This is a genomic window from Winogradskyella flava, assembly GCF_014243395.1.
GTDB lineage: Bacteria > Bacteroidota > Bacteroidia > Flavobacteriales > Flavobacteriaceae > Winogradskyella > Winogradskyella flava.
In genome coordinates this window covers 973,533-999,253 of sequence record NZ_JACLCP010000001.1, presented here as the reverse complement: position 1 = coordinate 999,253, position 25,721 = coordinate 973,533, and the positions used below count along the sequence as shown (strand labels likewise).

Annotated in this window: 18 protein-coding genes; 8 read left to right on the top strand and 10 right to left on the bottom strand. The window is 35.7% G+C overall.

All coding sequences use genetic code 11. The annotated features are described in order from the left end of the window. Positions 1-14 precede the first annotated feature (14 nt). The 6 genes from H7F21_RS04450 to H7F21_RS04425 form a co-directional block, all read right to left on the bottom strand. Complete coding sequence (locus H7F21_RS04450) at positions 15-995, bottom strand: alpha/beta hydrolase (protein WP_185788013.1); 981 nt, start codon at positions 993-995, stop codon at positions 15-17. A gap of 2 nt (positions 996-997) precedes the next feature. Continuing rightward, positions 998-2,965 (bottom strand): glycoside hydrolase family 13 protein, encoded by a 1,968-nt coding sequence (locus H7F21_RS04445; RefSeq protein WP_185788012.1) that lies wholly within the window; start codon positions 2,963-2,965, stop codon positions 998-1,000. Positions 2,966-3,007: 42 nt separating this feature from the next. Then, the gene (locus tag H7F21_RS04440; protein ID WP_185788011.1) at positions 3,008-5,314 is read right to left on the bottom strand and encodes a glycoside hydrolase family 65 protein; all 2,307 of its coding nucleotides are present in this window, start codon (positions 5,312-5,314) and stop codon (positions 3,008-3,010) included. A gap of 40 nt (positions 5,315-5,354) precedes the next feature. After that, positions 5,355-6,011, bottom strand: a complete 657-nt coding sequence (gene pgmB, locus H7F21_RS04435; protein ID WP_185788010.1) for a beta-phosphoglucomutase — start codon at positions 6,009-6,011, stop codon at positions 5,355-5,357. Between the two features lie 6 nt (positions 6,012-6,017). Beyond that, entirely contained in the window at positions 6,018-7,388 is a 1,371-nt protein-coding gene (locus H7F21_RS04430; protein WP_185788009.1) for an MFS transporter, read from the bottom strand. A gap of 130 nt (positions 7,389-7,518) precedes the next feature. After that, the gene (locus H7F21_RS04425; RefSeq protein ID WP_185788008.1) at positions 7,519-8,565 is read right to left on the bottom strand and encodes a LacI family DNA-binding transcriptional regulator; all 1,047 of its coding nucleotides are present in this window, start codon (positions 8,563-8,565) and stop codon (positions 7,519-7,521) included. Between the two features lie 283 nt (positions 8,566-8,848). Between H7F21_RS04425 and H7F21_RS04420 the strand changes: the two genes are divergently transcribed. From H7F21_RS04420 to H7F21_RS04405, 4 genes are all read left to right on the top strand, one after another. Then, complete coding sequence (locus H7F21_RS04420) at positions 8,849-11,773, top strand: SusC/RagA family TonB-linked outer membrane protein (protein ID WP_185788007.1); 2,925 nt, start codon at positions 8,849-8,851, stop codon at positions 11,771-11,773. A gap of 5 nt (positions 11,774-11,778) precedes the next feature. Further along, on the top strand, positions 11,779-13,410 hold the full coding sequence (locus tag H7F21_RS04415) for a RagB/SusD family nutrient uptake outer membrane protein (RefSeq protein ID WP_425509953.1): 1,632 nt from the start codon (positions 11,779-11,781) through the stop codon (positions 13,408-13,410). 19 nt (positions 13,411-13,429) lie between these two features. Further along, complete coding sequence (locus tag H7F21_RS04410) at positions 13,430-14,788, top strand: SusE domain-containing protein (RefSeq protein ID WP_185788006.1); 1,359 nt, start codon at positions 13,430-13,432, stop codon at positions 14,786-14,788. Between the two features lie 86 nt (positions 14,789-14,874). After that, a complete protein-coding gene (locus H7F21_RS04405) occupies positions 14,875-17,769 on the top strand; it encodes an alpha-amylase family glycosyl hydrolase (protein WP_185788005.1) in 2,895 nt (964 codons plus the stop codon). A gap of 97 nt (positions 17,770-17,866) precedes the next feature. Here the strand turns inward: H7F21_RS04405 and H7F21_RS04400 are convergent, their stop codons facing one another. After that, positions 17,867-19,411 carry an Rne/Rng family ribonuclease gene (locus tag H7F21_RS04400; RefSeq protein WP_185788004.1) on the bottom strand — a complete coding sequence of 515 codons (1,545 nt, stop codon included), beginning with the start codon at positions 19,409-19,411 and terminating at the stop codon, positions 17,867-17,869. 294 nt (positions 19,412-19,705) lie between these two features. Then, complete coding sequence (locus H7F21_RS04395) at positions 19,706-19,996, bottom strand: HU family DNA-binding protein (RefSeq protein WP_185788003.1); 291 nt, start codon at positions 19,994-19,996, stop codon at positions 19,706-19,708. A gap of 133 nt (positions 19,997-20,129) precedes the next feature. Between H7F21_RS04395 and mutY the strand changes: the two genes are divergently transcribed. The 4 genes from mutY (at position 20,130) to gldD (ending at position 23,604) form a co-directional block, all read left to right on the top strand. Further along, positions 20,130-21,179 (top strand): A/G-specific adenine glycosylase, encoded by a 1,050-nt coding sequence (gene mutY, locus H7F21_RS04390; RefSeq protein ID WP_185788002.1) that lies wholly within the window; start codon positions 20,130-20,132, stop codon positions 21,177-21,179. Between the two features lie 75 nt (positions 21,180-21,254). Next, complete coding sequence (locus tag H7F21_RS04385) at positions 21,255-21,701, top strand: single-stranded DNA-binding protein (protein WP_185788001.1); 447 nt, start codon at positions 21,255-21,257, stop codon at positions 21,699-21,701. A gap of 17 nt (positions 21,702-21,718) precedes the next feature. Then, complete coding sequence (locus H7F21_RS04380) at positions 21,719-23,038, top strand: gliding motility-associated protein GldE (protein WP_185788000.1); 1,320 nt, start codon at positions 21,719-21,721, stop codon at positions 23,036-23,038. Beyond that, the gene (gene gldD, locus H7F21_RS04375; RefSeq protein ID WP_185787999.1) at positions 23,035-23,604 is read left to right on the top strand and encodes a gliding motility lipoprotein GldD; all 570 of its coding nucleotides are present in this window, start codon (positions 23,035-23,037) and stop codon (positions 23,602-23,604) included. The genes H7F21_RS04380 and gldD overlap by 4 nt, the downstream gene beginning before the upstream one ends. Positions 23,605-23,645: 41 nt before the next feature. Here the strand turns inward: gldD and pckA are convergent, their stop codons facing one another. Further along, positions 23,646-25,265: a phosphoenolpyruvate carboxykinase (ATP) gene (gene pckA / locus H7F21_RS04370; protein ID WP_185787998.1), complete on the bottom strand. Its 1,620-nt coding sequence runs from the start codon at positions 25,263-25,265 to the stop codon at positions 23,646-23,648. Positions 25,266-25,329: 64 nt separating this feature from the next. Next, positions 25,330-25,719, bottom strand: coding sequence for a DUF423 domain-containing protein (locus tag H7F21_RS04365; protein WP_185787997.1), 390 nt, complete (start codon positions 25,717-25,719; stop codon positions 25,330-25,332). Positions 25,720-25,721 lie beyond the last annotated feature (2 nt).

The following is a 25,721-nucleotide window of genomic DNA, read 5'->3' as shown; positions in this document are numbered from 1 at the left end:
GAATGACAAATAGGTTATTTATTACCCAACAAAAAGGTAAATGGTACATCCAGACGTGAATTCCAAGAGTTTTCTGAATGGTCTGTGTCTTCAAAAAATAAGTTTTTAGAATCCGCTTCTGTGTATCCCTTTTGTTTTAAAATTTCGTCAACATGTGGTGCATATTGTGGATAATGTGCGTCTAATGTTTTATTGCCATAATCAAAATAAACATTATGAGAACCTGCCTTGGGAAAATTGGCTTCCATATATTTAAAAATAGCCTCTGGATAGGGGTTTTCTTCCATAGGCATTGCTCCGACCCAATGTGTTGATAAACATGCAGCCCCACCAAAAACTGTTGGGTACTCCGATATAGCATACATAGACATTAAACCTCCCATACTAGACCCCATAACAAAGGTGTTTTCTCGATCTGTATGAACCGCATAAGAACGCTCAATCTTTGGCCTTAGCTCTTCTACCAAAAACCTTAGATAATTATCACCATTGAGTTTTATATTCTTTTTACCAGCAATATCTCTTAAAGAATCTTTTACCTTGTCATCAATGAAATTATAAGCTTTTTGAGGAAATAAATCTTGCCAACGTATTTGTGGAATATTATGAATAGCAACTACAATAAATTCTTTAACTTTTTTCTCTGTCATTAATTGACTTGCCCACTCATCGACTTTCCATTCTTGCTTGTTCCAAGTTGTTGTTGAATCAAACAACATTTGTCCATCGTGCATATATAAAACGGCATACTTTTTTTCTTCTGAATAATCTTCAGGTAACCAAACATCAACAGTTCTTGAGGTGATATTTTTTGATGATATACTATCCATTCTCATCAACTTCCCTGCTTCCAATTTAACATCATTTACGGGTTTAAAAGTTGAAATTTCTGAAGTTTCGTTCTGGTTCTTCGCAATGCTATCTCTTTCTTCTTTTTCATTTTTGCATGAAAGAAACATCAAAATCAAGCCTACTATAAATGTCCATTTTTTCATGTTTAAAGCTTTGTTGTTAATAGCGTTACACCTTTTGATTTTAGTTCAATGACCTCTCCCCATTTTAGGGTTTCACCTGTTACGATATTCTTCAATGTTCTTCCTTTCAATCCCATTTCCTCTTGATAGTTGAGATCTATGGTGATAATGTCTTTGTTCTTATTTAATATTAAAACTACAGTTTCATCTCCAAAGGTTCTGTACATAAAATACGTCCCAACAAAAGGTGCAAAATGTGTTGTATTACCGTCATGAATGGCCTTACTATCCTTTCTATAATTGAACAGCTTTTTGATAAAAGATTGCATGTCTTTTTGCTCATCCGTAAGACCTTTACCTGTAAATGCATTTACAGCGTCACCTTCCCAACCACCAGGAAAATCGGTTCGGATAAGTCCATGATCACCCGGTTTTTCAAAATCATTCATTAAGATTTCCGTACCATAATACATTTGCATAATTCTTGGCATAACAGCATAAGTTGCCATAGCCATTTTGGTGTTAGTTACATCACCATCTAACTGTGTAAAAATTCGGCTCATATCATGATTGCCTTCAAAAATCATGATGTCTTTTGGGCTCGCATAATAAAAATCATTCGCCAGTCCTTCATAAATCTTTACCAAACCTTTATCCCAAGACTCTTCTTCTTTTACACCTTCAACTACTAGATTTTGCATGGCAAAATCCATAGTTGATCTTAAGTTAGAATCATAACCATCTTTATTATTGGCACCTTCTTGCCAATAGCCAATAAGCAATGGATTGTAGCTCCACTCTTCACCTACAATACTAAAGTTTGGATATTCGGTCATAATAGCTCCAGCCCAATCACTCATAAAGTCCTTGTCTGGGTAGGGATATGTGTCTTGACGAATACCACCCAGTTGAACAGTTTCAACCCACCAAATACTGTTTTGAATAATATACTTCGCCATAAACGGATTCTTCTGGTTCAAATCTGGCATGGTGGCCACAAACCATCCTTTAGACATACCTTCATGGTCTGCCTTAGAAGCATAAATATCTTGATTAGTTGTGCGTCTGTGATTAGAATTTATGGTAAAGTCGTTTCCCCAATTTTCCAAGTTATCTTCATAGTTTTCCTGAAGATTTACCCAATCCGTAAAGGGTAAGTCTTTCATCCACCAATGATATAAGCCACAATGATTGGCCACTTGATCCATGATAAGCTTCATCCCTTTTTCTCTAAGCTTAGCCGATAAAGTTCTGTACTCTTCTAAAGTACCAAAACGTGGATCAATCTCATACAAATCCGTAACAGCATAACCGTGGTATGACCCTTGCCTCATATCATTTGTCAATAATGGCTGAGGCCAAACTGCTGTAAAGCCTAAATCGTAGATGTAATCGATGTGTTCAATCACACCTGCAATATCTCCGCCATGCCTAGCATAATTATCACTACGATTTATGGTCTGCTCTTGTAATATAGAGCCACCTTCTTTACCCAGTGGTGTATCGTTTACGGTTTTCCCATTAACAAATCGGTCTGGAGTGATTAAGTAAATGGCATCCGAACTGTCAAAACCAAAGTAATCTTCAGCGGATTTAAGTCGCTCTTTTAATTCGTAAGTTGCGATAAGTTCTTCACCGTTATCGTTTTTGAATGTGATATTGAATTTATCTGCAGAGGCCGTTTCTGATATTCTAAGGTCAATAAACAGATAATTATTACTATTATTTCCTTTGGAAACATTTTGAATAGACACACCAGAATATGATACGGATGGCTCATAATCTGAAATATTGGGATGTTTCACCAAAAGTTGCAGACTATCGCTTTTAAAGCCCACCCACCAATTTGGTGGTTCTATGCGTTCAATATCATTTGTATCAACAAGGGACGCATTGGTTGTTGATGATTCCGAGTCACTCTTGGCCTGCTCTTTACAAGATGTCACAAAAATTAATACGCATATTGAAAGTATCTTTAATATGTTTTTCATATTTATTGTTTTTAGCATTCTTTGTTCGGAGCAATAAACTAGTTAAACAGTAACTAACTTATTTGGTGCTATCATTACTGATTTACCATTTACTTCGATTTGTAATTCTTTGTGACCTTCTAGCTCAAAGTGTGTTTGACCTTGATTTACAATAACCTTTAATATTTGGTGTCTAAAGTTTACTTTAAAGGAATAACCGTCCCATTGCTGAGGAATTTTTGGCTCAAAAGTCAACATATCATTTTTAACACGCATACCGCCAAAACCTTCTACAATACTCATCCAAGTACCTGCCATTGACGTAATATGGAGACCTTCATGTACTTCGTGATTGTAATCATCCAAATCTAATCGAGATGTTCTTAAATAAAAGGTATAGGCTTGATCCATTCGATCTAATTTTGCAGCCTGAATACTATGTACACAAGGTGACAATGAACTTTCGTGTACGGTAAAAGGCTCATAAAAATCAAAATGACGTTCTAACTCTTCTGTGGTAAAATGATCTTCAAAAAAGTAAAAGCCTTGAAGTGTATCCGCTTGCTTTATGTATGGTGAACGCAAAATTCTATCCCAAGACCACTTTTGGTTTATAGGTCGCTGCGCTTGATCTAAATCTGCAACCGTAATTAATTCTTTGTCTAAAAAACCATCTTGCTGTAAATACACGTTGTGCTTTTCAGAGTAAGGAAAATACATCCTTTCTGCTACCTCCTGCCATTGCTCAATTTCTGCTTTTGAGAGTTTTGCTTTATTCATTATTCGTGTAAAATCAGTTGTAAAATCAGATTCTACACGCTCAATGTTTTCAACAGCATAATTAATACACCATTGCGCTATATAGTTCGTATACCAATTATTATTAATGTTATTTTCATATTCGTTCGGTCCTGTTACACCAAGAATAACATACTTATTTTTATCTTTAGAGAATGTTGCTCTTTGATGCCAAAAACGAGCAATACCAATGAGTACTTCCAATCCCATTTCTGGTATGTAGCTATAATCACCTGTGTAGCGATGATAATTAAAAATAGCAAAAGCAATAGCGCCATTTCTATGAATTTCCTCAAATGTGATTTCCCATTCGTTATGGCATTCCTCACCATTCATGGTTACCATTGGATACAAAGCTGCGCCATTTTTAAAGCCTAGCTTTTCAGCATTCTCTATCGCTTTCTGAAGATGCTTGTAACGATAAGTCAATAAGTTTCGCGCGACACTTTGGTCTTTTGTAGCCATATAAAACGGAATACAATATGCTTCTGTATCCCAATAGGTACTTCCACCATACTTTTCGCCTGTAAAACCTTTTGGCCCAATATTCAATCTAGCGTCAGTGCCTAGATAGGTTTGATTTAAATGAAAAATATTAAATCGGATACCTTGTTGTGCTTTAACATCACCATCAATAGTGATGTCTGCCATATCCCAAATTTTGGCCCAAGCCTTTTTCTGATTGTCAAGTAAAGTTGAAAATCCAGCTTTTGTTGCTTTCTCTAGAACTTTTTTTGCAGCTGTGACCAATTCATACTTATCATGGTTTCTGTCAACTGTATAACCGCCGAATTTATGAATAGTGTAAGTTTCGTTTTGCTTAACCTTATAATTATAGCTGAAAGATGCGCTATTAGCGTCGGCACTGATATTTGGATCGATAATCATTGATTTACCATCAATAAAAACCTGTGATTCCATAAAGGTACATGTGTAGAAATCAGTCTTCATGGTTTTCGCCTGAATAAACGCTTGATTGTTCTCATGACTTACATTCAAGGTATCCCAAAACTTATCATCCCAATTAGTATCTTCGTTTGTAATACCACTGTCTAAATAAGGCCTAAACGTTATTGAAGCATCAGAATTTAATGGTTTAACAGAATAGTTAATAGCACCTAATTCATCCATATCCAAACTAAGAAAACGCTTTGTATTTACTTCAACTTTTATATCATTTTGTAAGGTCGCTATAAAACTTCTAGATAGCCAACCTTCCTTCATATTGAGCTCTCTTTTAAAAATTTCTATCTTTTTACATGTATGCAGATCTAAGACTTCGTCTTCAATATAGATATTGATTCCTATCCAATTCGGCGCGTTAAGCACTTTAGCAAAGTACTCAGGATATCCATTTTTCCACCAACCTACTCTTGTTTTGTCTGGATAATAGACTCCTGCTATATAACTTCCTTGAAATGTGGGACCAGAATATTTTTCTTCAAAATTGGCACGTTGTCCCATCGCACCATTTCCAATACTAAATAAGCTTTCTGAAGCTTTAATATTTTCTGGATCAAATCCTTCTTCTAAGATTGACCAATCATTGGGTATGATATAATCTAAATTCATGTATATTTTTGTTTGAATGCTAACATGTGCATTCTATTTTTTAATTTTCAATTAATGATTCCAAAAACTCATTTGAGATTTCAGTAAAATCCTTAAATACGTATGTTGCATGTCCTAAAACGTCTTCGCTTCCAATACCTATCGAAATCATATTTGCAACATTAGCTGCCTCAACTCCTGCGACAGAGTCTTCGAAGACGATACATTGTGCTGGTTCCATTTCCAAAAGCTTCGCTGCAATTAAAAACACTTCTGGATCGGGCTTTGCCTTGCTTACGTCATTACCATCTACAATAGTATCAAAGTGCTCTTTTAAATGAACACGCTCTAATATTGTTCGTGCATTTTTACTTGCAGAACCCAAAGATATGGGCTGTCTATGTTCTATTAAGAAGTCTAAGACCCTCGGCACATCAGGCAAAATTTCATTGTCGTCCATGCTTGAAATATGACTTAAATAGTCGTCGTTCTTTTTTGCCATAAGCTCAGTAAACTTGTCTTCAGAAATGGTTTTATTTCCCCATGACAATATTTTCTCTAACGATCTTATACGACTTACACCTTTTAATTGTTCATTCTCTTCTTCCGTAAAATCTATATCTAAACTATTTGCGAGCTTTTTCCAAGCTAAAAAGTGGTATTTTGCAGTGTCGACTATAACACCATCGAGATCGAATATGAATCCTTTTTTGTTCATTTATTATTATTCAGTAGGTTGATATGAAATTGCTGACTTCTCCGTAATTAAAAAATTACATAACCCTGCAATGATTAAACTAATACCAGCAATTGTCATGGCATTAATGGCTTCGTCTCCTAATAGGCCTGAAACAAAATTAATACCGTTAAGAGCCGCTATAATTTGAGGTATGACAATAAACATATTAAAGATACCCATAAACATGCCCATTTTCTTTGGGTCTACAGAACTCGATAACATGGCGTAAGGCATGGAAAGTATACTTCCCCAAGCAATACCAATTAGTATAAAACAATATTTAAGTTGTTCTGGTGAGACTACCATCATTAGTAAAAACCCTAAGCCACCTAAACATAGTGATACCATGTGTACATATTTTCTATTAACATTACGCTTTGCTGTATAAAACACAAATAATAGGGCAAAAGCCATAGAGGATAAGCCATAAACTCCCATCGCTGAACCTACTGAATTAGAAGCTTTTTGAAATGCGGTATTTTCAATATCGAAAGCTTCTATATCAGCAGCATTGGTCATATCATAATTTGCTTCAATGGGCGCTGGTGTTTTAAAAACATGTTCTGTTAAAGCAGGATTGGCCATACTCCACATGGTAAAAAATGCAAACCAACTAAAGAACTGAATAACACCTAACTTCTTCATGGTAGAAGGCATATTTCCTATGTTATTAATAATATCTGAAATAAAACGATTTTTCTGTGCTTTCTCACGTTCAAATTCCTCCATATCTTCTGGTGGATATTCGGTTGTTGTAAAAACAGTATATAGGATACTTACTAAAAAGACAAAAGCACCAATTGCAAAAGCAACTTTAACAGAATCCGTTATAACACCTGGATCTGCGGAGTCACTTACACCCATTTGAGACAAAAACCAAGGTAAATTACTCGCTACCCAAGTTCCAATTCCAATAATAAGCGTTTGCATTACAAAACCATAGGTTCTTTGAGATTCATCTAATTTGTCAGCTACTAGAGCCCTGAAAGGTTCCATTGAAATATTGATAGACGCGTCAAGTATCCACAGAAAACCTGCAGCAACCCATAAGACTGGAGAATAAGGAACGAAAAATAGAGCAATGGAACTCAAGATTGCTCCTACCAGAAAATAAGGTCGTCGACGTCCAAAACGGGAATGCCAAGTCCTATCACTCATATAACCAATAATAGGTTGGACTAGCAAACCAGTTAACGGCGCAGCAATCCATAATAAAGGGATATCATGCTTGTCGGCACCCAATGTTTGAAAAATTCGTGACATAAAGCCACCTTGTAAAGCAAAACCAAATTGAATACCCAAGAAACCGAAACTCATGTTCCAAATTTCCCAAAATCCGAGAATACGCTTTTTCATGAAATAGTATGTTTAAATTAATACTATTCTGACAAGCAACGCTTATCAAAACTTATTTGTAGAAGTGAAAATATAAGTTTTGATTTTGCGGTAAAGATATATAATATTTTAAAACGGCAATGTTAAATCTCTATTTAGTAGACTCTCTTTCTATCAATTCCGTCTCTATTACTAACGTTTGATAAACTTCTTCTTCATCTTCGTTCTCGCTCTCTAATTTATCAATCAATAAATGAGCCGCTTTTTCCCCCATTTGCTGTGCATGTTGACTTACAGTAGTTAAACTTGGGGTCGCATGTTTGGATAAAACACCATCTGTAAAACCAATGACTTGAATATCTTTAGGGATTTCCAGACCTAATTTCCTTGCGACTTTCATGGCCGTTAAGGCATATAATTCATTGACAGCAAACACACCATCTACAGATGGATTTAGCTTAAATAGCTGTTCAATTTCCGTCTCAAGCGCATCTAAATGCACTTCATAATCCAAGGTGTCATCCAGTTTTAAAATAAGATTAGCTTCAGGTGTTATATCATTTTCCTGCAGTGCTTCTAAATAACCTTGTGTCCTTAACTTACCAACACTGACATAATCTTTTGTTGTTAAAATGGCAATGGTTTCACAACCATTTTTTATGAGTTTGGCAACAGCTTTTTTTGCGCCATTAAAATCATCTACTATAATCTTATCGCAATTAATATCTGGCACAACCCTATCGAACATGACAATTGGCATACCTTGACTCATAGTTTCGTTAAAATGATGGTAATCTTGTAATTGTAGCGTCTCTTTAGAGATCGACAAAATAAAACCGTCGATACTGCCGTTTGCAAGCATTTCCATATTGATGACTTCCTTAGAAAAAGATTCATTAGATAAACCAATAATTACGTTATAACCTCTCTTATTGGCCACAGTCTCCACACCACTTATGACCTTAGAAAAGAAGTGGTGAACAATCTCAGGGATAATAATGCCGATAGTATTTGTTTTCCTGTTTTTAAGACTTAAAGCAATATTGTTTGGCTTATAGTTGTAAAGTTTTGCAAATGCTTGGACTTTTTGCTTGGTATCTTCGCTAATTTCAGCACTGTTTCTTAGAGCTTTTGATACTGTTGAAATGGACACATCCAATTCTCTAGCTATTTGCTTAAGCGTTATTTTTCTTTTCATGAATAATGTTTAAAAATGCTAACGAAAACGAAGATACGTTAAAACTTAGAATTACACATTTTTCAGTTCTTCCTAATTTTAACAACCAAATATTGACAAATACTCATTTTTTCACTATTTTTCTGTTCATCTAACTATTTCACTAAAAGTTTTTAACACGAAAACGTTTTCGTGACATCCGTCATGTTTTTTAACACTGTAAACACATTAATTTTACATAGATTTAACACCAAGAAGTGAAAATATAAATCAATTAACTAAGCAATTAACTTAAAAATATTGTATGAAAACATTCTTAAATGCTTTATTAATCTGTTTAATTATGGTGCCAGCAACTCTGTTTGCTCAAACAACAGTCACGGGTACAGTTACAGACAAAGCAGACGCAATGCCATTACCTGGCGTAAATGTTATTATTAAAGGGACGTCACGTGGAACAGCTACCGATTTTGATGGTAAGTACTCCATTGAAGTCAATGATGGTGAAACTATCGTCATCTCCTATTTGGGTTACACCACTCAAGAAATTGTTTATAATGGACAATCTACTTTGGATATAGCCTTAGCAGAAGATGCTGCCCAGTTAGATGAGGTGGTTCTTATTGGTTATGGTTCTACAACTAAACAAGATGCTACCGGAGCTGTAGAAAAAGTTGGTGATGAAGAATTTAACCGAGGTGCCATTGTAGCGCCTCAACAGCTTATTGCAGGTAAAGCTGCAGGTGTACGTATTACCACTGGTGGCGGTGCAGCGGGTGAAGGTGGAGAAATTAGAATTCGTGGTGGTGCTTCATTATCTGCAACAAACGATCCACTTATTGTAATTGATGGGCTTCCAATTGATCAGCGTGGTGGTGCACAAGGTACAGCTAATGCATTAAACGCTGTTAACCCAGCTGATATTGAAGATTTTGTTGTTTTAAAAGATGCCTCAGCAACAGCTATTTACGGGTCTAGAGCATCTAATGGCGTTATTTTAATTACCACAAAGAAAGGACGTGCTAATCAGCCATTTAAAGTAGAGTATGGCTTACAGGCATCTACAAGAACTGTAGCGAATACGGTAGATGTACTATCTGCCGCTGAGTATAGAGCTTTGGCTTCAGATGCTCGTTTTGATTCCTCAACGTTAGGAAATGCGAGCACGGACTGGCAAGATGAAATCTATAAAACGGTGAATGGTGCCATACATAATTTAACCGTTTCAAAAGGATACGAGAACTTTAATTTTAGAGTAAATCTTAATCACGCTTCGCAACAAGATCCATTAGGTGGTCTTAACGAAAGAACAGGTGCGAATATGGCCTTTGTACAACGATTGTTAGATAATGATTTAAAGTTGACATTGACTTCAAACTTATCTCAGGTAGAAAATGATTTTGCCAATACAGGTGCCATCGGGTCAGCAATATCATTTGATCCAACACAATCGCCTTTTGACGAAAATGGTGAGTATACACAGTATGGTACAAGTGCTAACTTGGCACCAGTGAATCCACTTTTCCTTTTAGATCCTGCAAATGACGTTGACAGACAAACGAGTAAGCGTGCTATTACCAACTTCAATATTGATTACAAGTTTTGGTTCTTAAAAGACTTGCGCCTTAACCTTAATGCAGGTATAGATTACGCTGAGAATGATGGTTACAGATTTGAAGCCGCAAATCCTAATGTCTTGGGCGGTGCTGAAACCAATGAAGTTTCTTCTGGATTAAACCGTAATACCTCTTTAGATTTCTATTTAAATTATAAAAAGAATATTGAGTCTATAAATACAGTGGTAGATATTACGGCAGGTCATGCGTTTCAAGAATTTTATATTGAAGGTTTCTTTGATAGACAAACCAATACTAGAATTACACAAACAGATATTAATCGTAATTCCTTAGAGTCCTATTTCGCGAGAGCTAGCTTTGATATTGCGGATAGATATCTGGTCTCTGCTAGTTATAGACGTGACGGTTCATCAAGATTTAGTGAGGACAACCGTTGGGGTGACTTTGCCGGAGTTTCTGTAGGGTGGAAAATCACTAATGAATCTTGGATGGAAAATTCATTCTTCTCCAATTTAAAACTTAGAGCAGGCTGGGGACAAACAGGTCAACAAGAGTTGAATGATCTTAACTACGGTTATTTAGGTATTTATACCCCATCTCGTAACGATGCTGCCAATGTGCAATTTGGATATGCACAACCTAATGGACAAATTGATTTAACACAGCCAATATTTATTAATACATTAAGGCCTGAAGGCTTTGATGAAAATCTCACATGGGAAAAGACAGATCAATATAATGTTGCATTGGATTTTGGTTTCTTTAATAATAGATTAAACGGTACTGTAGATGCCTATTACAGAGAAACAGAAGACCTATTGTCTACGATTCCAACCGCAGCAGGTTCAAATTTGACTGACCTTCTTACAACAAATGTAGGACAGGTAACCAGTAGAGGTTTAGAATTTACCCTAAATGGAGTTATAGCGCAGCAAGAAGATTTTGGTTGGGATGCGAATTTTAATATAACGTTCCAAGAACAAGAAATCACGAGCTTAAGTTTGAATAATGATCCTAATTATTTTATCTTAACAGGTGGTATATCTGGCGGCGTAGGAAATAATATTCAAATATTAAGGGAAGGTTATGACCCAACTACATTCTTTGTATGGCGTCAGGTTTACGATGACAATGGTAATCCTATTGAGGGTGCGTATGTAGACGTTAACGGTGATAATCAAATTACCGAAGCAGACAGGCAACCTTATAAAAAGGCAACACCTGATGCTTTTATCGGTTTCACCAATAACTTTAGATATAAAAACCTAGATCTAAACTTTACATTTAGAGGAAGTTTCGGAAACTATGTTTATAATAATAGTGCTTCTGATAGAGGTAATATTAATGCTGTGGTAAATCAACCGGGTTATCAAGCGAATGCTCATGCTAGCTTCTTGGATACTGGTTTTGAAAATCAAAATTTGTTTTCAGATTTGTATATAGAACGTGCTGACTTTGTAAGATTGGATAATATTTCATTAGGTTACACAATACCATTTGAAAAGATAACATTGCGAGCATCGTTAACTGCAACAAATCTTTTTGTAATTACTGAATATGATGGACTTGACCCTGAAATTGGTAATGGTATAGAGAACAGTTTCTATCCCAGAACCAGAGACGTTGTACTAGGCTTAAACTTTACATTTTAAAAAAAATGAAAACTAAATATATAAACAACAAAGCTATGATGTTAAGAACAATTAAAAGTATCTTAACGGTGTTTGCATTTGTACTATTAGTACAATCTTGTGAAGACCGTCTAGATTTGCAGCCAGAAGACAATCGTCTTACTGCTGACGCCGCCTTTGAAGATCCAGCTGCCTACAAACAATTTTTAGGGAAAATATATGCTGGTATTTCTTTGAGTGGTCAGGAAGGTCCTGCGGGAGCACCTGATCTTCAAGGTTTAGATGAAGGATTTTCCAATTATTTAAGACTGTATTGGAAAATGCAAGAACTAACTACAGATGAAGCGCTTATCGCTTGGAATGATGGTACCATTCAAGATTTGCATGGTCAAGTTTGGACTTCTGGTAACGAATTTATAAGAACAATGTATAGTCGCTTGATGTATCAAGTAGCATTATGTAATGAGTTTTTACGTCAAACTACTGGAGCTAAATTAGATTCTAGAGGTGTATCATCTGATCTAAGAGCAGAAATTCAAACGTATAGAGCAGAAACTCGTTTCATGAGAGCTCTAACTTACTGGCACGCTATGGATTTGTATGCAAATCCTCCTTTTGTCACAGAAGAAGATCCTATTGGTGCATTTTTACCTCCTCAGATTCAAAGAGCTGATTTATTCAACTACGTAGAAAGTGAATTATTAGATATCTTGGATGAAATGGTTGCACCAAGAGGTAATGAATATGGACGAGCAGATAGAGGTGCAGCATGGATGTTACTGGCTAAGATTTATCTTAATGCTGAAGTATATACCGGAACATCTAGATATGCAGATGTTATCACTTATACTAACAATATAATCGGTGCGGGCTATTCAATTCCTGACATCCCTTACTTTCATTCTTTCTTAGCAGACAATAATTCTAATGGCGCACAAGAAGAAGTTATATTCACTATCCCTTTTGACGGATTAAGAACTCAAGCTTTTGGTGGCATGACATTTTTAACACATGCTCCTGTGGGTGGATCTATGAATCCAGCCGAGTTCGGCATCAATGGTGGATGGTTCGGTATAAGAACGACTCCGACATTTGTAGAGCAATTTCCTGATGAAGAAAACTCAGCAGATGGTAGAGAACTATTGTATACTGATGGTCAAACCAAGGATATTTTAACTGTAGCATCATTTACTGATGGCTATGCTGTTGCTAAATATAGAAATGTAGATGTCAATGGCAACCCTGGATCTGATTCCACAGGTGATCATACGGATATTGATTTTCCTATGTTTAGATTAGCTGATGCATATTTGATGTACGCTGAATCTGTAGTTAGAGGTGGTGGTGGCTCAATGAGTACCGCCGTAGGATATATTAATCAATTGAGAGAACGCGCCTATGGAGATACGAGTGGTAATATTTCCGAGTCAGATCTTAGTTTAGATTTTATTATTGATGAGCGCTCAAGAGAATTATATTGGGAAGCACATAGAAGAACGGATCTCATTAGATTTGATCAATTTTCTGATAATGGCGTATGGCAATGGAAAGGTGGTGTACAACAAGGTACAACAACAGAATCTTTCAGGGATTTAATGCCACTTCCGGCCACAGACTTAGGTATAAACACCAATTTAGAACAAAACCCAGGATACTAATTAACATTTAAAGAATAACATGAAAAAATTATCAATTTTAGGCCTTTTCATCTTTGCCTTAATAAGTTTTAACAGTTGTGAAACAGAAGATGACGTTGTTTTCACAACACAAGATCCAGAAGGATTTGTATTTACAAATTCAGTTCAAGATAACTATATACTATCAACTTCAACTACAGGTAATTTAGGTGAGAGATTTACTTGGGGCAATGCAGATTTTGGTACGTCTACCAATGTAACGTATCAATTGCAAAGTTCTATTTCTGGCGATTTTACTGATGCAAATGTTGTTGAAGAGTCCATTAATAACGAAATAGCAATGACTATTGGTCAAATGATGACAATAGCCATCGAGGCAGGTTTGGATGATGATCCTGACTCTGCTGCACCTAACACAGGTTCTTTTTCAGTAAGGCTAAGAGCTTTCCCAGGTGATAATGGTAGTGGTACAGAAGCATTTTCTAACGCGCTAGTACTAAACGTTGAGTTATTAGAGCAAATGGATACTGGTGGAAGCGAAATTATGCCAGCTTCTTGGGGCGTTGTTGGTTCTGGTTATAATGACTGGGGAGGTGCTGGACCTGATGGAACATTTTATACCTCATCTGAAGCAGACGTTATCGTAACCTATGTTACTCTTGTTGATGGTGAGATTAAATTTAGAGAAAACGATACTTGGGGTGGTGACTTAGGTGATGCTAATGGTGACGGTGTATTAGATGCTGATCCAGACAATAACATAGCCGTTACAGCTGGTAACTATAAGATAACAATTAATACAAGTACAAATGCCTATACAATTGAGCCATTCTCATGGGGAATTGTAGGCTCGGCTTGGAATGACTGGGGAGGTGCTGGTCCTGACGCCAAGACTTACTATGACTATACAACAGATACTTTTAAAGTAGGAGTAAGACTTATGGATGGCGAAATGAAACTTCGCTTTAATAATACTTGGGGAGGAGATTATGGCGATGCTAACGGTGACGGTATTTTAGATCAAGACGCAGATAACAATATAGCTGTAACTGCAGGTCATTACTTACTTACTGTTAATTTAAATGACCTAAGCTATACTTTAGAAGCTAGTGATGTTTGGGGCGTAGTTGGTTCTGGTTTTAACGATTGGGGTGGCGCTGGTGATGATTTTGCTTTAACGCAAGTCAATCCTAATGTTTATGTTGGTGATCTGGCTGCTTTAATTGATGGTGAAATTAAATTCCGTAACAATAATACTTGGGGCGGAGATTTTGGTGATGCAGGTGGAGATGGAATACTAGATCAAGATCCTGACAATAATATAGCAGTGACTGCTGGTAATTACAGAATAAGAATTGATTTTAATGACAATAGCTATCAGTTAAATAGAATTAACTAATGATTTTGTCTTAAAACCTTTAAAGGGCTAACTGAAAAGTTTAATCGCTGATTCAATTAGCCCTTTTTTATTAAAAAACAATGACTATGAAAAAGTTTTACTTATCAATCCTACTCGTAGGAACTGCTATACTATCTTACGCTCAAGTAACAATTACTCCGAATCCATTTGAAGTTGACGAAAGTATAACCATCACTCTTGATATAAACAGCAGTGCAACGGACTGCAATGGCTTTAACAATCCAAGTAAAGTTTATATGCATTCTGGTATTGGAGATGAATCTAATGCCTTTGGTTTTAGTGTTATTGGAAATTGGGGCCAAGATGATGGTGTTGGAGAAATGACCAGTCAAGGTGGTGGTATTTATTCTATTACTTTGGTACCAGAAACCTATTATGGCTTAACACCTACGCAAGCTGCAAATGCTGTATTAATGGGTATGGTATTTAGAAATGCTGATGGTTCAGAGGAATTTAAAGCCAGTGGTTGTAACGACTTTATTTTTGAAGTTGGTACTTTTCAGTTAAGTCTTTCTTCACCAACTGAGGATACTTCCATCATTAATTCTGGTGAGAGCTTAAACATTACTGCATCCAATATTGGAGGTAATGCTAACTATACTCTTAGTGCTAATGGTCAGGTTATAGATACTGCAAATTCTGTATCAAGTTATTCCTATACTGACGCAAATATTACAGAAAACAAAAACTATGAATTAACCGCTGTACTAAATGGTACTACAATAACAAAGCGCTTTAGTGCTTTAATAGACCCTAATACTAATTTTCAAATATGGAGTGGAAGTTTTGAGGACGGCATTAATTATGACCCAAATGATCCATCAAAAGTGACTTTTGTGCTTTACGCACCTGGAAAAGATTTTGTTTACATCGCGGGCAGTTTTAATGACTGGCAACCAGACACCTCTTATGCTATGAAACGTGATCCTTCTAGGAATAATAAATTCTGGTTGACTATAACTTTAGAGCCAGCTGATATTGGAGAATTACAGACCTTTCAATATTGGGTTGTAGACAAAACACCTTCTGGTACATCGCCAGCTATGGTAAAAACAGCTGACCCATTCTCAACTTTAGTTTTATCGCCTTTTGATGATCCTTTTATACCTGCTTCATCATATCCGAATATACCGTCATATCCAAGCGGACAAGAACGCGAGGTATCTTTATTTCAAACCGATCAAACACCATACAATTGGCAGGTTACTAACTTCGTTAAACCCAAAAAAGAAGATTTAATAATTTACGAAGTACTTATAAGAGACTTTGATACGAATAAGAATTATCAAGATCTTATAGATCGCATAGATTATTTTAAAAACCTTAATGTTAATGCCATACAATTAATGCCAGTAATGGAATTTGAGGGTAATGAGAGCTGGGGCTATAACACCTCTTTTCATATGGCTTTAGATAAATATTATGGTACTGAAGATAAGTTTAAGGAATTCGTAGACTTATGTCATCAAAATGGTATCGCAGTTATATTAGACTTAGCCATAAACCATGCTTTTGGTCGCAATCCAATGGTTAGAATGTGGATGGATGATCCCGATGGTGACGGTTGGGGCGGGCCAAGCTCAGAAAATCCTTATTTTAACACTTCGCCTAGGCACAGCTATAATGTAGGCTCAGACTTTGATCATTCAAATTCATTTACCAGAGCTTATACGAAAAGGGTTGTAGAACATTGGGTCCAAGACTTTAGGATTGATGGGATCCGTTGGGATTTAACCAAAGGTTTTACACAAAATTGTAGTTCTAATGACGAAAGCTGCACCAACAATTACCAACAAGACCGTGTAGATATACTTAAAGAATATGCAGATTATTCTTGGTCCTTAGATTCAGATCACTATGTAATTTTTGAACACTTAGGGAGTGAAAATGAAGAAAAAGAGTGGGCAAATTATAGATATGCAGAGGGTAAAGGTGTAATGATGTGGGGTAAAATGACCGACCCTTACAATGAGCTGACCATGGGACAAAATGGTAATAAAAATATTAATGGTATTGGTCATAACTCCCGTTCTCAGTTTAATGGACCTAGAGTTGTGGGTTATCCAGAAAGCCATGACGAAGAGCGTTTAATGTACAAGAATTTAGCTTTTGGAAACACAAGTAATTCTGGACATAATATACAAGATCTTAATACAGCGATATCGAGAATGTCGCCTTTAGCAGCAGTTTCTGTTATGGTGCCAGGTCCAAAAATGATATGGCATTTCGGAGAGTTAGGCATGGAAAATTCTATTTTTACTTGTTCAAATGGAACTACCAATTTCCCTGGTGATGGTGACGGTAACGGCGATTGTAAGTTAGACACTAAGCCTCAACCACAATGGGTGAATAATTGGTTAACAGATGCCGTAAGAGCACAAGTTTACCAAGATTGGTCTAAACTCCATAAACTAAAAACTGAAGAGCCCGTTTTTGAAGGTGATTACACCATGACTTCAGGAGATTTCACACCAAGAATTGACATCTTCGATAATTCAATACCAACTTCAGAATTGAAGAATGTTATCATTCTTGCCAATTTCGATGTGGTATCTCAAACGGTAAATACAAATTTCCCTGCTGGTGTAACAACCACATGGTATGATTTAATGGATTCCTCAGGAACTACAACGGTTGCTAATTCTACAGCTTCGATTACCATTCCTGCAGGACAATTCAGAATTTTAGGAAATCAACCTTCCAATGTTCTAAGTGTAGATGACAATGAGTTATTTGGATTCACTATTTACCCGAATCCATCTCGTTCATCATTTAGCATAAATACTAATGTCTCTGACCTTGAAATTTATGACTTAACTGGCAAAATGGTTAAGTCCTTTAAAGGCGATTTTACTAGAACAGATGCATTTGATATTTCAACCTTAAATACTGGAATGTACATTGTAAAAGTTGAAAACGATAATAACCAAACTATGACAACTAAATTAGTCAAGCTATAGTTATAATGTTTTTGAATGTTCTTCAACGTTCTATTATATAAAAAGTCAAAAGAAAAAAGCCCAACTGAAGTTTCAATTGGGCTTTTTTTAATAGATATTATTTGATTTTGTTACCATCTTTGTCAAAGAAATGGTATTCAAGATAAGTGTAAGCATCTCTAGGTAAAACTTTTACCCATTTTTTATGTTCAAAGAACCACTTTGTACGTACTGATGGATACCCTTTGGTTAAAAAGGCAGCTATAAAAGGATGCGCGTTTAAGGTTATCTTTTTATAGTCTTTTTTCAAAATCCTTTCTAGGTCTTGCTTAATGCGTTCCACCACTTTAATTGGCGCCTCGATTTCGGCTCCACCTACTAGATTTGGATTCTGTTCTTTAGTTTTAATATTGCGCTCTGGCCTAACGCGTTGTCTGGTTATTTGCACTAACCCAAACTTACTCGGCGGCAATATTTTGTGCTTTGCTTTGTCGTCTTTCATCTCATCTCTGAGAAAGTTGTAAAGCTTCTTTCTGTTCTCGGCTCGACCCATATCAATAAAGTCAATAACAATTATGCCTCCCATATCACGCAAGCGCAATTGGCGAGCAATTTCCGCAGCAGAAATCATATTTACTTCCAAAGCAGTGTCTTCTTGGCTTTTTTGTTTATTAGAACGGTTACCACTATTTACGTCTATAACGTGCATAGCTTCTGTATGCTCTATTACCAAGTAAGCTCCTTTTGCCATGGAAACGGTCTTTCCGAACGATGTTTTAATTTGACGTTCTATTCCAAATTTTTCGAAAATTGGAACTCCGTTTTTGTAATATTTTACAATAGACTCTTTTTTCGGTGCAATCTGTTGCACGTAATCTTTTACTTGTATGTACAATTCTTCGTCATCTACTACGATACCAGAAAATGAATCATTAAAAATATCCCTCAAAATTGAGGATGCTTTATTCATTTCTCCAAGTACTTTGGTAGGATGATGTGCTTTGTACAATTTTTTACACATTGCGGTCCATCGTCCCAGCAAATTCTGTAAATCACTATCTAGCTCGGCAACTTTTTTGCCTTCAGCTACAGTACGAATAATAACACCAAATCCTTTAGGTGTGATACTTTTAACAAGTCTCTTTAAACGGTCTTTTTCTTCTTGCGATTCAATTTTTTGAGAAATTGAAATACGATTAGAAAACGGTACCAAGACAATATATCTACCAGCAATAGACAATTCTGAGCTAATGCGTGGTCCTTTTGTGGAAATTGGTTCCTTAACTACTTGTACTAAAATGGATTGATTGGACTTTAAAGCATTGACAATTTTGCCATGCTTGTCTAAATCCTTTTCCATCGGAAAGTCTTTAAGAGTGTAATCTCTTAATTTTCCTGTGCTTACACGTTTAATGAATTTTAAAAGAGAAGGTAATTTTGGACCTAGATCGTGATAGTGTAAAAAACCATCTTTCTCGTAACCTACGTTGACAAACGCAGCGTTTAGACCTGGCATAACCTTGCGTATTTTGGCAATAAAAATATCACCAACTGCAAAGTTATTGTCCTCTTCATCTTTATGTAATTCAATAAGTTTTCCATCTTTTAATAAGGCAAAATCAACAATATCTGAACTTGATCTTACGATTAATTCTTTGTTCATAATGTTAATTTATATCTAGCTCTTCATTGAGTTAGATGGATTTTACTAAATTATTTGACACAGGATGTAATATCCAGCAAACTTTAGCACACTCTATTAAATGTGCTGAAATTCTATATCAAAGAACGTTTCTTTAAAACTGAAAAAAGTAGTCTTAAAACTACTTTTCCCCAGCCTATTTCTTTTTGTGACGATTAGCGCGTCTACGTTTTTTACGCTTATGCGTCGCTACCTTGTGTCTTTTTCTTTTTTTACCACTTGGCATAATGAATAATGCTTTTTTAAATTAATGTTTTAGTTTACTTCAACGTTAGATTTTACACCTTCTAAAAACACTTTAGCAGGCTTAAAAGCTGGTATGTTGTGAGCTGGTATTTTAATCGTAGTATTTTTTGAAATGTTACGACCTGTTTTTTCAGCTCTTGTTTTAATAATGAAACTTCCGAAACCTCTTAAGTATACGTTATCTCCGCTCTCTAGAGATGATTTTACCTCTTCCATAAAAGTTTCCACTGTAGCTTGTACATCACCTTTTTCTATACCCAATTTATCAGATATTTTAGCTACCAAATCGGCTTTTGTCATTGTTATTAGTTTTAGGGTTACTATAATTCTAAGGGATGCAAATATATGTAAATTAATTTCAATATTTCAAACGTAATTAATTAAAATTTAACGTGATAAAGATTTAATTTTGCATTAACACTTTAAAATGATAATGGATTTTAAGCAACGACTAATTCACTGGTATTCAGACAATAAAAGAAAATTACCATGGCGAAGCACCAAAAACCCCTATTTTATTTGGTTGTCAGAAATCATTTTGCAGCAAACTCAGGTTAAACAAGGTTTACCTTATTACGAAGCTTTTATAAAACAATACCCTACAATTTTTGACTTAGCCAATGCCTCAGAACAAGACGTCCTAAAACTTTGGCAAGGCTTAGGTTACTACTCTAGAGCAAGAAATCTACATTCTACCGCAAAACATATCGCTTTTGATCTAGATGGTAAGTTTCCTAACAACTACAAGGATCTTTTGAAGTTGAAAGGTGTCGGTGATTACACTGCAAGTGCCATCGCCTCAATAGCCTTTAATCAAGTTGCTGCTGTAGTCGATGGGAATGTCTATCGGGTATTATCGCGTTTTTTTGGTATTGACACACCTATTAACTCTACTGCTGGAATCAAAGAGTTTAAGACCTTAGCTTCTTCATTGATTGATAAGGAGCAACCTGCCACATTTAATCAAGCAATAATGGAGTTTGGCGCTACACAATGTAAACCTAAAAACCCATATTGCATCGTTTGCCCTTTTAATGATCGTTGCGTTGCACTTCTAAAGAATTTAGTCAATGAATTACCTGTTAAGCTTAAGAAAACTAAAGTCACTACTAAATATTTTAACTTCTTGGTCTTTATTGATAATGACAAAAACACTTTTCTTGAAAAAAGAATAGGAAAAGGCATATGGCAAAACCTGTATCAATTTCCTTTGATCGAATCCGAGAAAAGCTTAAAAGTAGACGAATTTCAAAAGCTTAATACTGAAGATACTATTTTAGAATGTACCGATTTTGAATATTCGCTTTATAACGAAACGGATTACGTCCACAAACTCTCACATCAGCATTTACATACAAAGTTTTGGATTATAGAAGTCGACCAATTACCCAATTCATCAATTCCTATTAGTGAGGTCAAAAAATATCCTGTACCAATTCTAATTGGGAAATTTATTGATGCTTTCAACTTTCAGACCACATAGAAACTCACAATTTTTTATTAATTTTAAAGGTGTGATATCAAAATGAGTAACTTTGTACGCAAAATCAATTTTATTATGTCAGGAACGTTAAATAAAGTGATGCTAATAGGGCATTTAGGAGATGAAGTAAAAATGCATTATTTCGATGATAAAAATTGCGTCGGTCGTTTCCCATTGGCAACTAACGAAACTTATACAAATAAGCAAACCAACGAACGTGTCTCCAATACCGAATGGCATAATATAGTAGTTAGAAATAAAGCTGCAGAAATTTGCGAAAAATACCTTAGCAAAGGAGACAAGGTCTACATTGAAGGTCGTATTAAAACTAGAAAGTGGACCGATGATAAAGGCATGGAGCGCTATTCTACCGAAATACAATGTACAGATTTTACGTTTCTAACCAACAAGAACGAACAACAACAAGGGCAACAGCAGCCTAACATGCAACAAACGTCACAACCTCAGCAGCAAAATCAGAATAGCGTAGTGCCTGATGGCGATGATGATCTACCTTTCTAATTTAATTTAATTTTATCTTGGATCCAGAACCCACGGTTTTAATTTCAAATTTATTAGTTACCAATACATCGTTTATAACAAGTATCGTATTGCTTTTAATACTGCTTGCCTGCTCTGCTCTAATATCTGGAGCCGAAGTCGCATTATTTTCACTCACAAAGTCGAATATTGATGAAGGTATTGATAGTAAATCCTCAGCTATGCAGATTATCGCTAGTTTACTTGAGCGACCTAAAAAATTATTAGCTACAATTTTAGTAGCTAATAATTTTATAAATATTGCCATTGTATTACTGTTTGCCTTTATTGGTGAAACGCTCTTTAGAGATGTTACGAATGCAATTTTGAGATTCTTATTAGAAGTTGTTTCAGCAACATTTTTAATTCTTTTATTCGGCGAAATTGTACCTAAAATTTACGCCAGTAGAAATAGTGTTAAGTTCTCATCTTTTATGGCAAGACCCCTAAAAGTATTAGACGTTATTTTCTCACCTATTAGTTTGCCCATGCGTTTTGTAACACTTAAAATACAAGATAAATTTGGTAAGCAACGTTCTAATCTTAGCGTAGACCAACTTTCACAGGCTTTAGAACTTACCAATGCCGACGACACCACTCACGAAGAACAAAAGTTATTACAGGGTATTGTTTCTTTTGGAAATACCGATACAAAACAGGTCATGCGGCCACGAATGGATTTATTTGCCTTAGATATTGACACACCGTTCGAAACTATTATTGAAGACATTGTGGATAACGGTTATTCCAGAATTCCCGTTTACAAAGAAAGTATTGACAGTATTAAAGGCGTCCTTTATGTGAAAGATTTATTGCCTCACTTGAACAAAACGAAATTCGATTGGACTAGTATTCTTCGCGAACCGTTTTTTGTGCCAGAGAATAAAAAATTAGATGACTTAATGGTTGAGTTTCAAACTAAAAAAGTGCATCTTGCTGTCGTTGTAGATGAATATGGTGGCACCTCAGGCTTGGTGTCCCTGGAAGATATAATCGAGGAAATTGTAGGGGATATTAGTGATGAATATGATGATGATGATTTAGTCTACACAAAATTAGACGATAACAACTATAGCTTTGAAGGAAAAACTCCCCTCAAAGATGTTTACAAGATTGTTGGTATCGAAGATGATTTTGAAGATTTTGAAAGCAGAAAAGGAGAGGCGGAAACCCTTGCTGGCTTTGTGCTTGAAATATCTGGTGGCTTCCCTAGAATAGGAAGTAAAATAAATTTCAAAAATTACGTTTTTACCATTGAAGCCTTAGAACGTAAACGTATTAAACAAATTAAGCTAACCCTACTTAAACCTAAATTATGAAACGCATACTAATACCCATTTTGAGTCTTTTTATATTAGGTTGCGGTGACGATCCCCTACCAAAACCAAAAGGCTATTTAAGATTGGAATATCCTCAGGCCGTTTATAAAAAAGCAATAACGCCGCTTCCGTTTAGCTTTGAAAAGAATGAACTTGCAGAACCTATAACTAAGGTGAAGTCCTTAGGAGCAATTAAGGGTATAAATATTAAATATCCTGCTTTAAAAGCTACTATTTACCTTACTTATAAAACCGTAACCGAAGATAATCTGGACAGCTTACTGAGAGATGCTCAAAATCTGACTCAAAAACACACCTTAAAAGCTGATGAGATATCACAAAATCTTTTTGAAAACAAAGACACTAAAGTCTACGGGATGCTATACGAAGTAGGTGGAGACGCAGCATCTCAATCTCAGTTTTATTTAACCGATAGTATAAATCATTTTTTAAGTGGTTCCTTATATTTCTATGCCAAACCCAACTACGATTCTATTTACCCAGCTTCAGAATACCTTAAAAAGGATATTAAGCGTATAATGGAATCCGTACGTTGGAAAAAATAAAGCGACTCCAAATGGAATCGCCTATTCATTTGTAACGATATTTAAAACGCATAACGTTGGGGTCCACCACGTCTAATCTCTTCTGAAGCATAGGACTCAAACTTCTTAAAATTCTCCCTAAACGCATTGGTTAGTTTGAATGCCATTTTATAATAAGCTTCATCATCATTCCACGTAGCTCTAGGGCTCAAGACTTCAGTAGGCACGCCAGGACAAGTTCTTGGCTGCGCCACACCAAATACCGAATGTATATGATAATCTTCGTAAGTGTAATTGCCTAAATCTCCATTTAACGCTGCATTAATCATAGCTCGTGTGTACTTTAATTTCATGCGTGTTCCTACACCATAAGGACCACCTGTCCAACCTGTATTGACCAACCAAACATTTACACCTGCTTCTGTCATTTTTTTACTCAACATATCGGCATATTCAGTTGGATGTAATGGCATAAATGGTGCTCCAAAGCATGCAGAGAACGATGGTTGTGGCTCAACCACACCAGCCTCAGTGCCAGCAACTTTAGCCGTATAACCCGAAATAAAATGATAGGCTGCCTGCGCAGGTGCTAGTTTTGAAATCGGAGGCAATACACCAAATGCATCAGCTGTGAGGAAAAATATATTTTTAGGATTTTTTCCAATGGATGGTGTCTTTATATTTTCAATATGGTAAATAGGATAACTTACTCGGGTATTCTGTGTAATAGAAGTATCAGCAAAATCAACATTGCCATTATCGTCCATAATGATATTCTCGAGAATAGCTCCAGGTTTAATAGCACCATAAATTTCAGGCTCTTGTTCTTGAGATAAGTTAATCGCTTTGGCATAGCAACCACCTTCAAAATTAAAAACGGTGTTTTCTGCAGTCCATCCATGCTCATCATCTCCAATGAGTTGACGACTTTCGTCTGTAGATAACGTTGTTTTTCCTGTACCAGATAATCCAAAGAAAATAGCTGTTTCACCATTTTCGCCTACATTGGCAGAACAATGCATTGGAAGTACATTTTTTTCCACAGGCAAAATAAAATTCAACGCTGTAAAAATTCCCTTTTTCATTTCGCCCGTATAGGCAGAACCACCTACCAAAGCAATTTTCTTTGTGAAATTTAGGATCGAAAAATTTCCTTGTCTTAAACCATGAGCTTCTGGGTTTTGACATTCATAACCTGGTGCGCATAATACTAACCACTCTTCTTCAAAATTTTGTAACTCCTCAGCAGTTGGTCTTAAAAACATATTATAAATAAACATATTAGACCATGGATATTCGGTAACCGTTCTAACATTCATTTTATAGTTAGCATCTGCGCATACATAACCGTCTCTAACAAATATTTCCTTACCGCTTAAGTAATGTTCAATTTCATTTTGTAAAAAATCAAAATGCTCAGAATCGATTGGCTTATTGGATTTCCCCCACCAAATTTTATCTTTTGTATAATCATCTTTAACCAAAAAACGATCTTCTGGTGAACGACCAGTAAATTTACCGGTATTAATTGCCAATGTTCCATTAGATGTTTCTTTACCCATTCCTTTTTCCAAGGTAATGGTTTGCAGCTTTGAAGGCTCTAATTGATAATGAACTTGGGCATTTTTAATACCGTAATCTTCTAACGAAATCGTTTTCGTTAATTGTGTATGGTTTACCATAATTTTTGTGTTGTTTAGGCTGCAAAATTATAACTTTATTTTAAAACAGCACGGCAGAAAGACATTAATCGACCTTATTTCTTATTATACCGATTAACATCACAATCCAAGCTATAATTAACAGTAATCCTCCAATCGGCGTAATCAGTGCAATAGTCTTAAAATTAAAACTTGAGAGGTTATTTGTGGCTAGACCATATATAGAACCCGAGAAGAAAATCACACCTAAAATAACTACATAGAGGATTACTTTTTTCGATTTTAAGCTTATAAATGATGTACTGCCCAATATCAAAAGAAAAAAAGCATGATATATTTGATAACGCACACCGGTCTCAAAAGAATTTATAGCATCTGTATCTACTAACTTTTCTAGACCATGCGCTGCAAAAGCACCTAAAATGATACCTAAAATTCCTAAAATACTGCCTGATATTAATATTTTTTTGTTCATAA

Excerpts from the sequence above, each read along its gene's own strand:
- H7F21_RS04365 (WP_185787997.1), bottom strand. The coding sequence starts at position 25,719 with ATGAACAAAAAAATATTAATATCAGGCAGTATTTTAGGAATTTTAGGT.
- H7F21_RS04430 (WP_185788009.1), bottom strand. The coding sequence starts at position 7,388 with ATGAAAAAGCGTATTCTCGGATTTTGGGAAATTTGGAACATGAGTTTC.
- H7F21_RS04385 (WP_185788001.1), top strand. The coding sequence starts at position 21,255 with ATGTCAGGAACGTTAAATAAAGTGATGCTAATAGGGCATTTAGGAGAT.
- H7F21_RS04420 (WP_185788007.1), top strand. The coding sequence starts at position 8,849 with ATGAAAACATTCTTAAATGCTTTATTAATCTGTTTAATTATGGTGCCA.
- H7F21_RS04415 (WP_425509953.1), top strand. The coding sequence starts at position 11,779 with ATGAAAACTAAATATATAAACAACAAAGCTATGATGTTAAGAACAATT.
- H7F21_RS04400 (WP_185788004.1), bottom strand. The coding sequence starts at position 19,411 with ATGAACAAAGAATTAATCGTAAGATCAAGTTCAGATATTGTTGATTTT.
- pgmB (WP_185788010.1), bottom strand. The coding sequence starts at position 6,011 with ATGAACAAAAAAGGATTCATATTCGATCTCGATGGTGTTATAGTCGAC.
- H7F21_RS04440 (WP_185788011.1), bottom strand. The coding sequence starts at position 5,314 with ATGAATTTAGATTATATCATACCCAATGATTGGTCAATCTTAGAAGAA.
- H7F21_RS04450 (WP_185788013.1), bottom strand. The coding sequence starts at position 995 with ATGAAAAAATGGACATTTATAGTAGGCTTGATTTTGATGTTTCTTTCA.
- gldD (WP_185787999.1), top strand. The coding sequence starts at position 23,035 with ATGAAACGCATACTAATACCCATTTTGAGTCTTTTTATATTAGGTTGC.
- H7F21_RS04405 (WP_185788005.1), top strand. The coding sequence starts at position 14,875 with ATGAAAAAGTTTTACTTATCAATCCTACTCGTAGGAACTGCTATACTA.
- H7F21_RS04410 (WP_185788006.1), top strand. The coding sequence starts at position 13,430 with ATGAAAAAATTATCAATTTTAGGCCTTTTCATCTTTGCCTTAATAAGT.
- pckA (WP_185787998.1), bottom strand. The coding sequence starts at position 25,265 with ATGGTAAACCATACACAATTAACGAAAACGATTTCGTTAGAAGATTAC.
- mutY (WP_185788002.1), top strand. The coding sequence starts at position 20,130 with ATGGATTTTAAGCAACGACTAATTCACTGGTATTCAGACAATAAAAGA.
- H7F21_RS04445 (WP_185788012.1), bottom strand. The coding sequence starts at position 2,965 with ATGAAAAACATATTAAAGATACTTTCAATATGCGTATTAATTTTTGTG.
- H7F21_RS04425 (WP_185788008.1), bottom strand. The coding sequence starts at position 8,565 with ATGAAAAGAAAAATAACGCTTAAGCAAATAGCTAGAGAATTGGATGTG.
- H7F21_RS04395 (WP_185788003.1), bottom strand. The coding sequence starts at position 19,996 with ATGACAAAAGCCGATTTGGTAGCTAAAATATCTGATAAATTGGGTATA.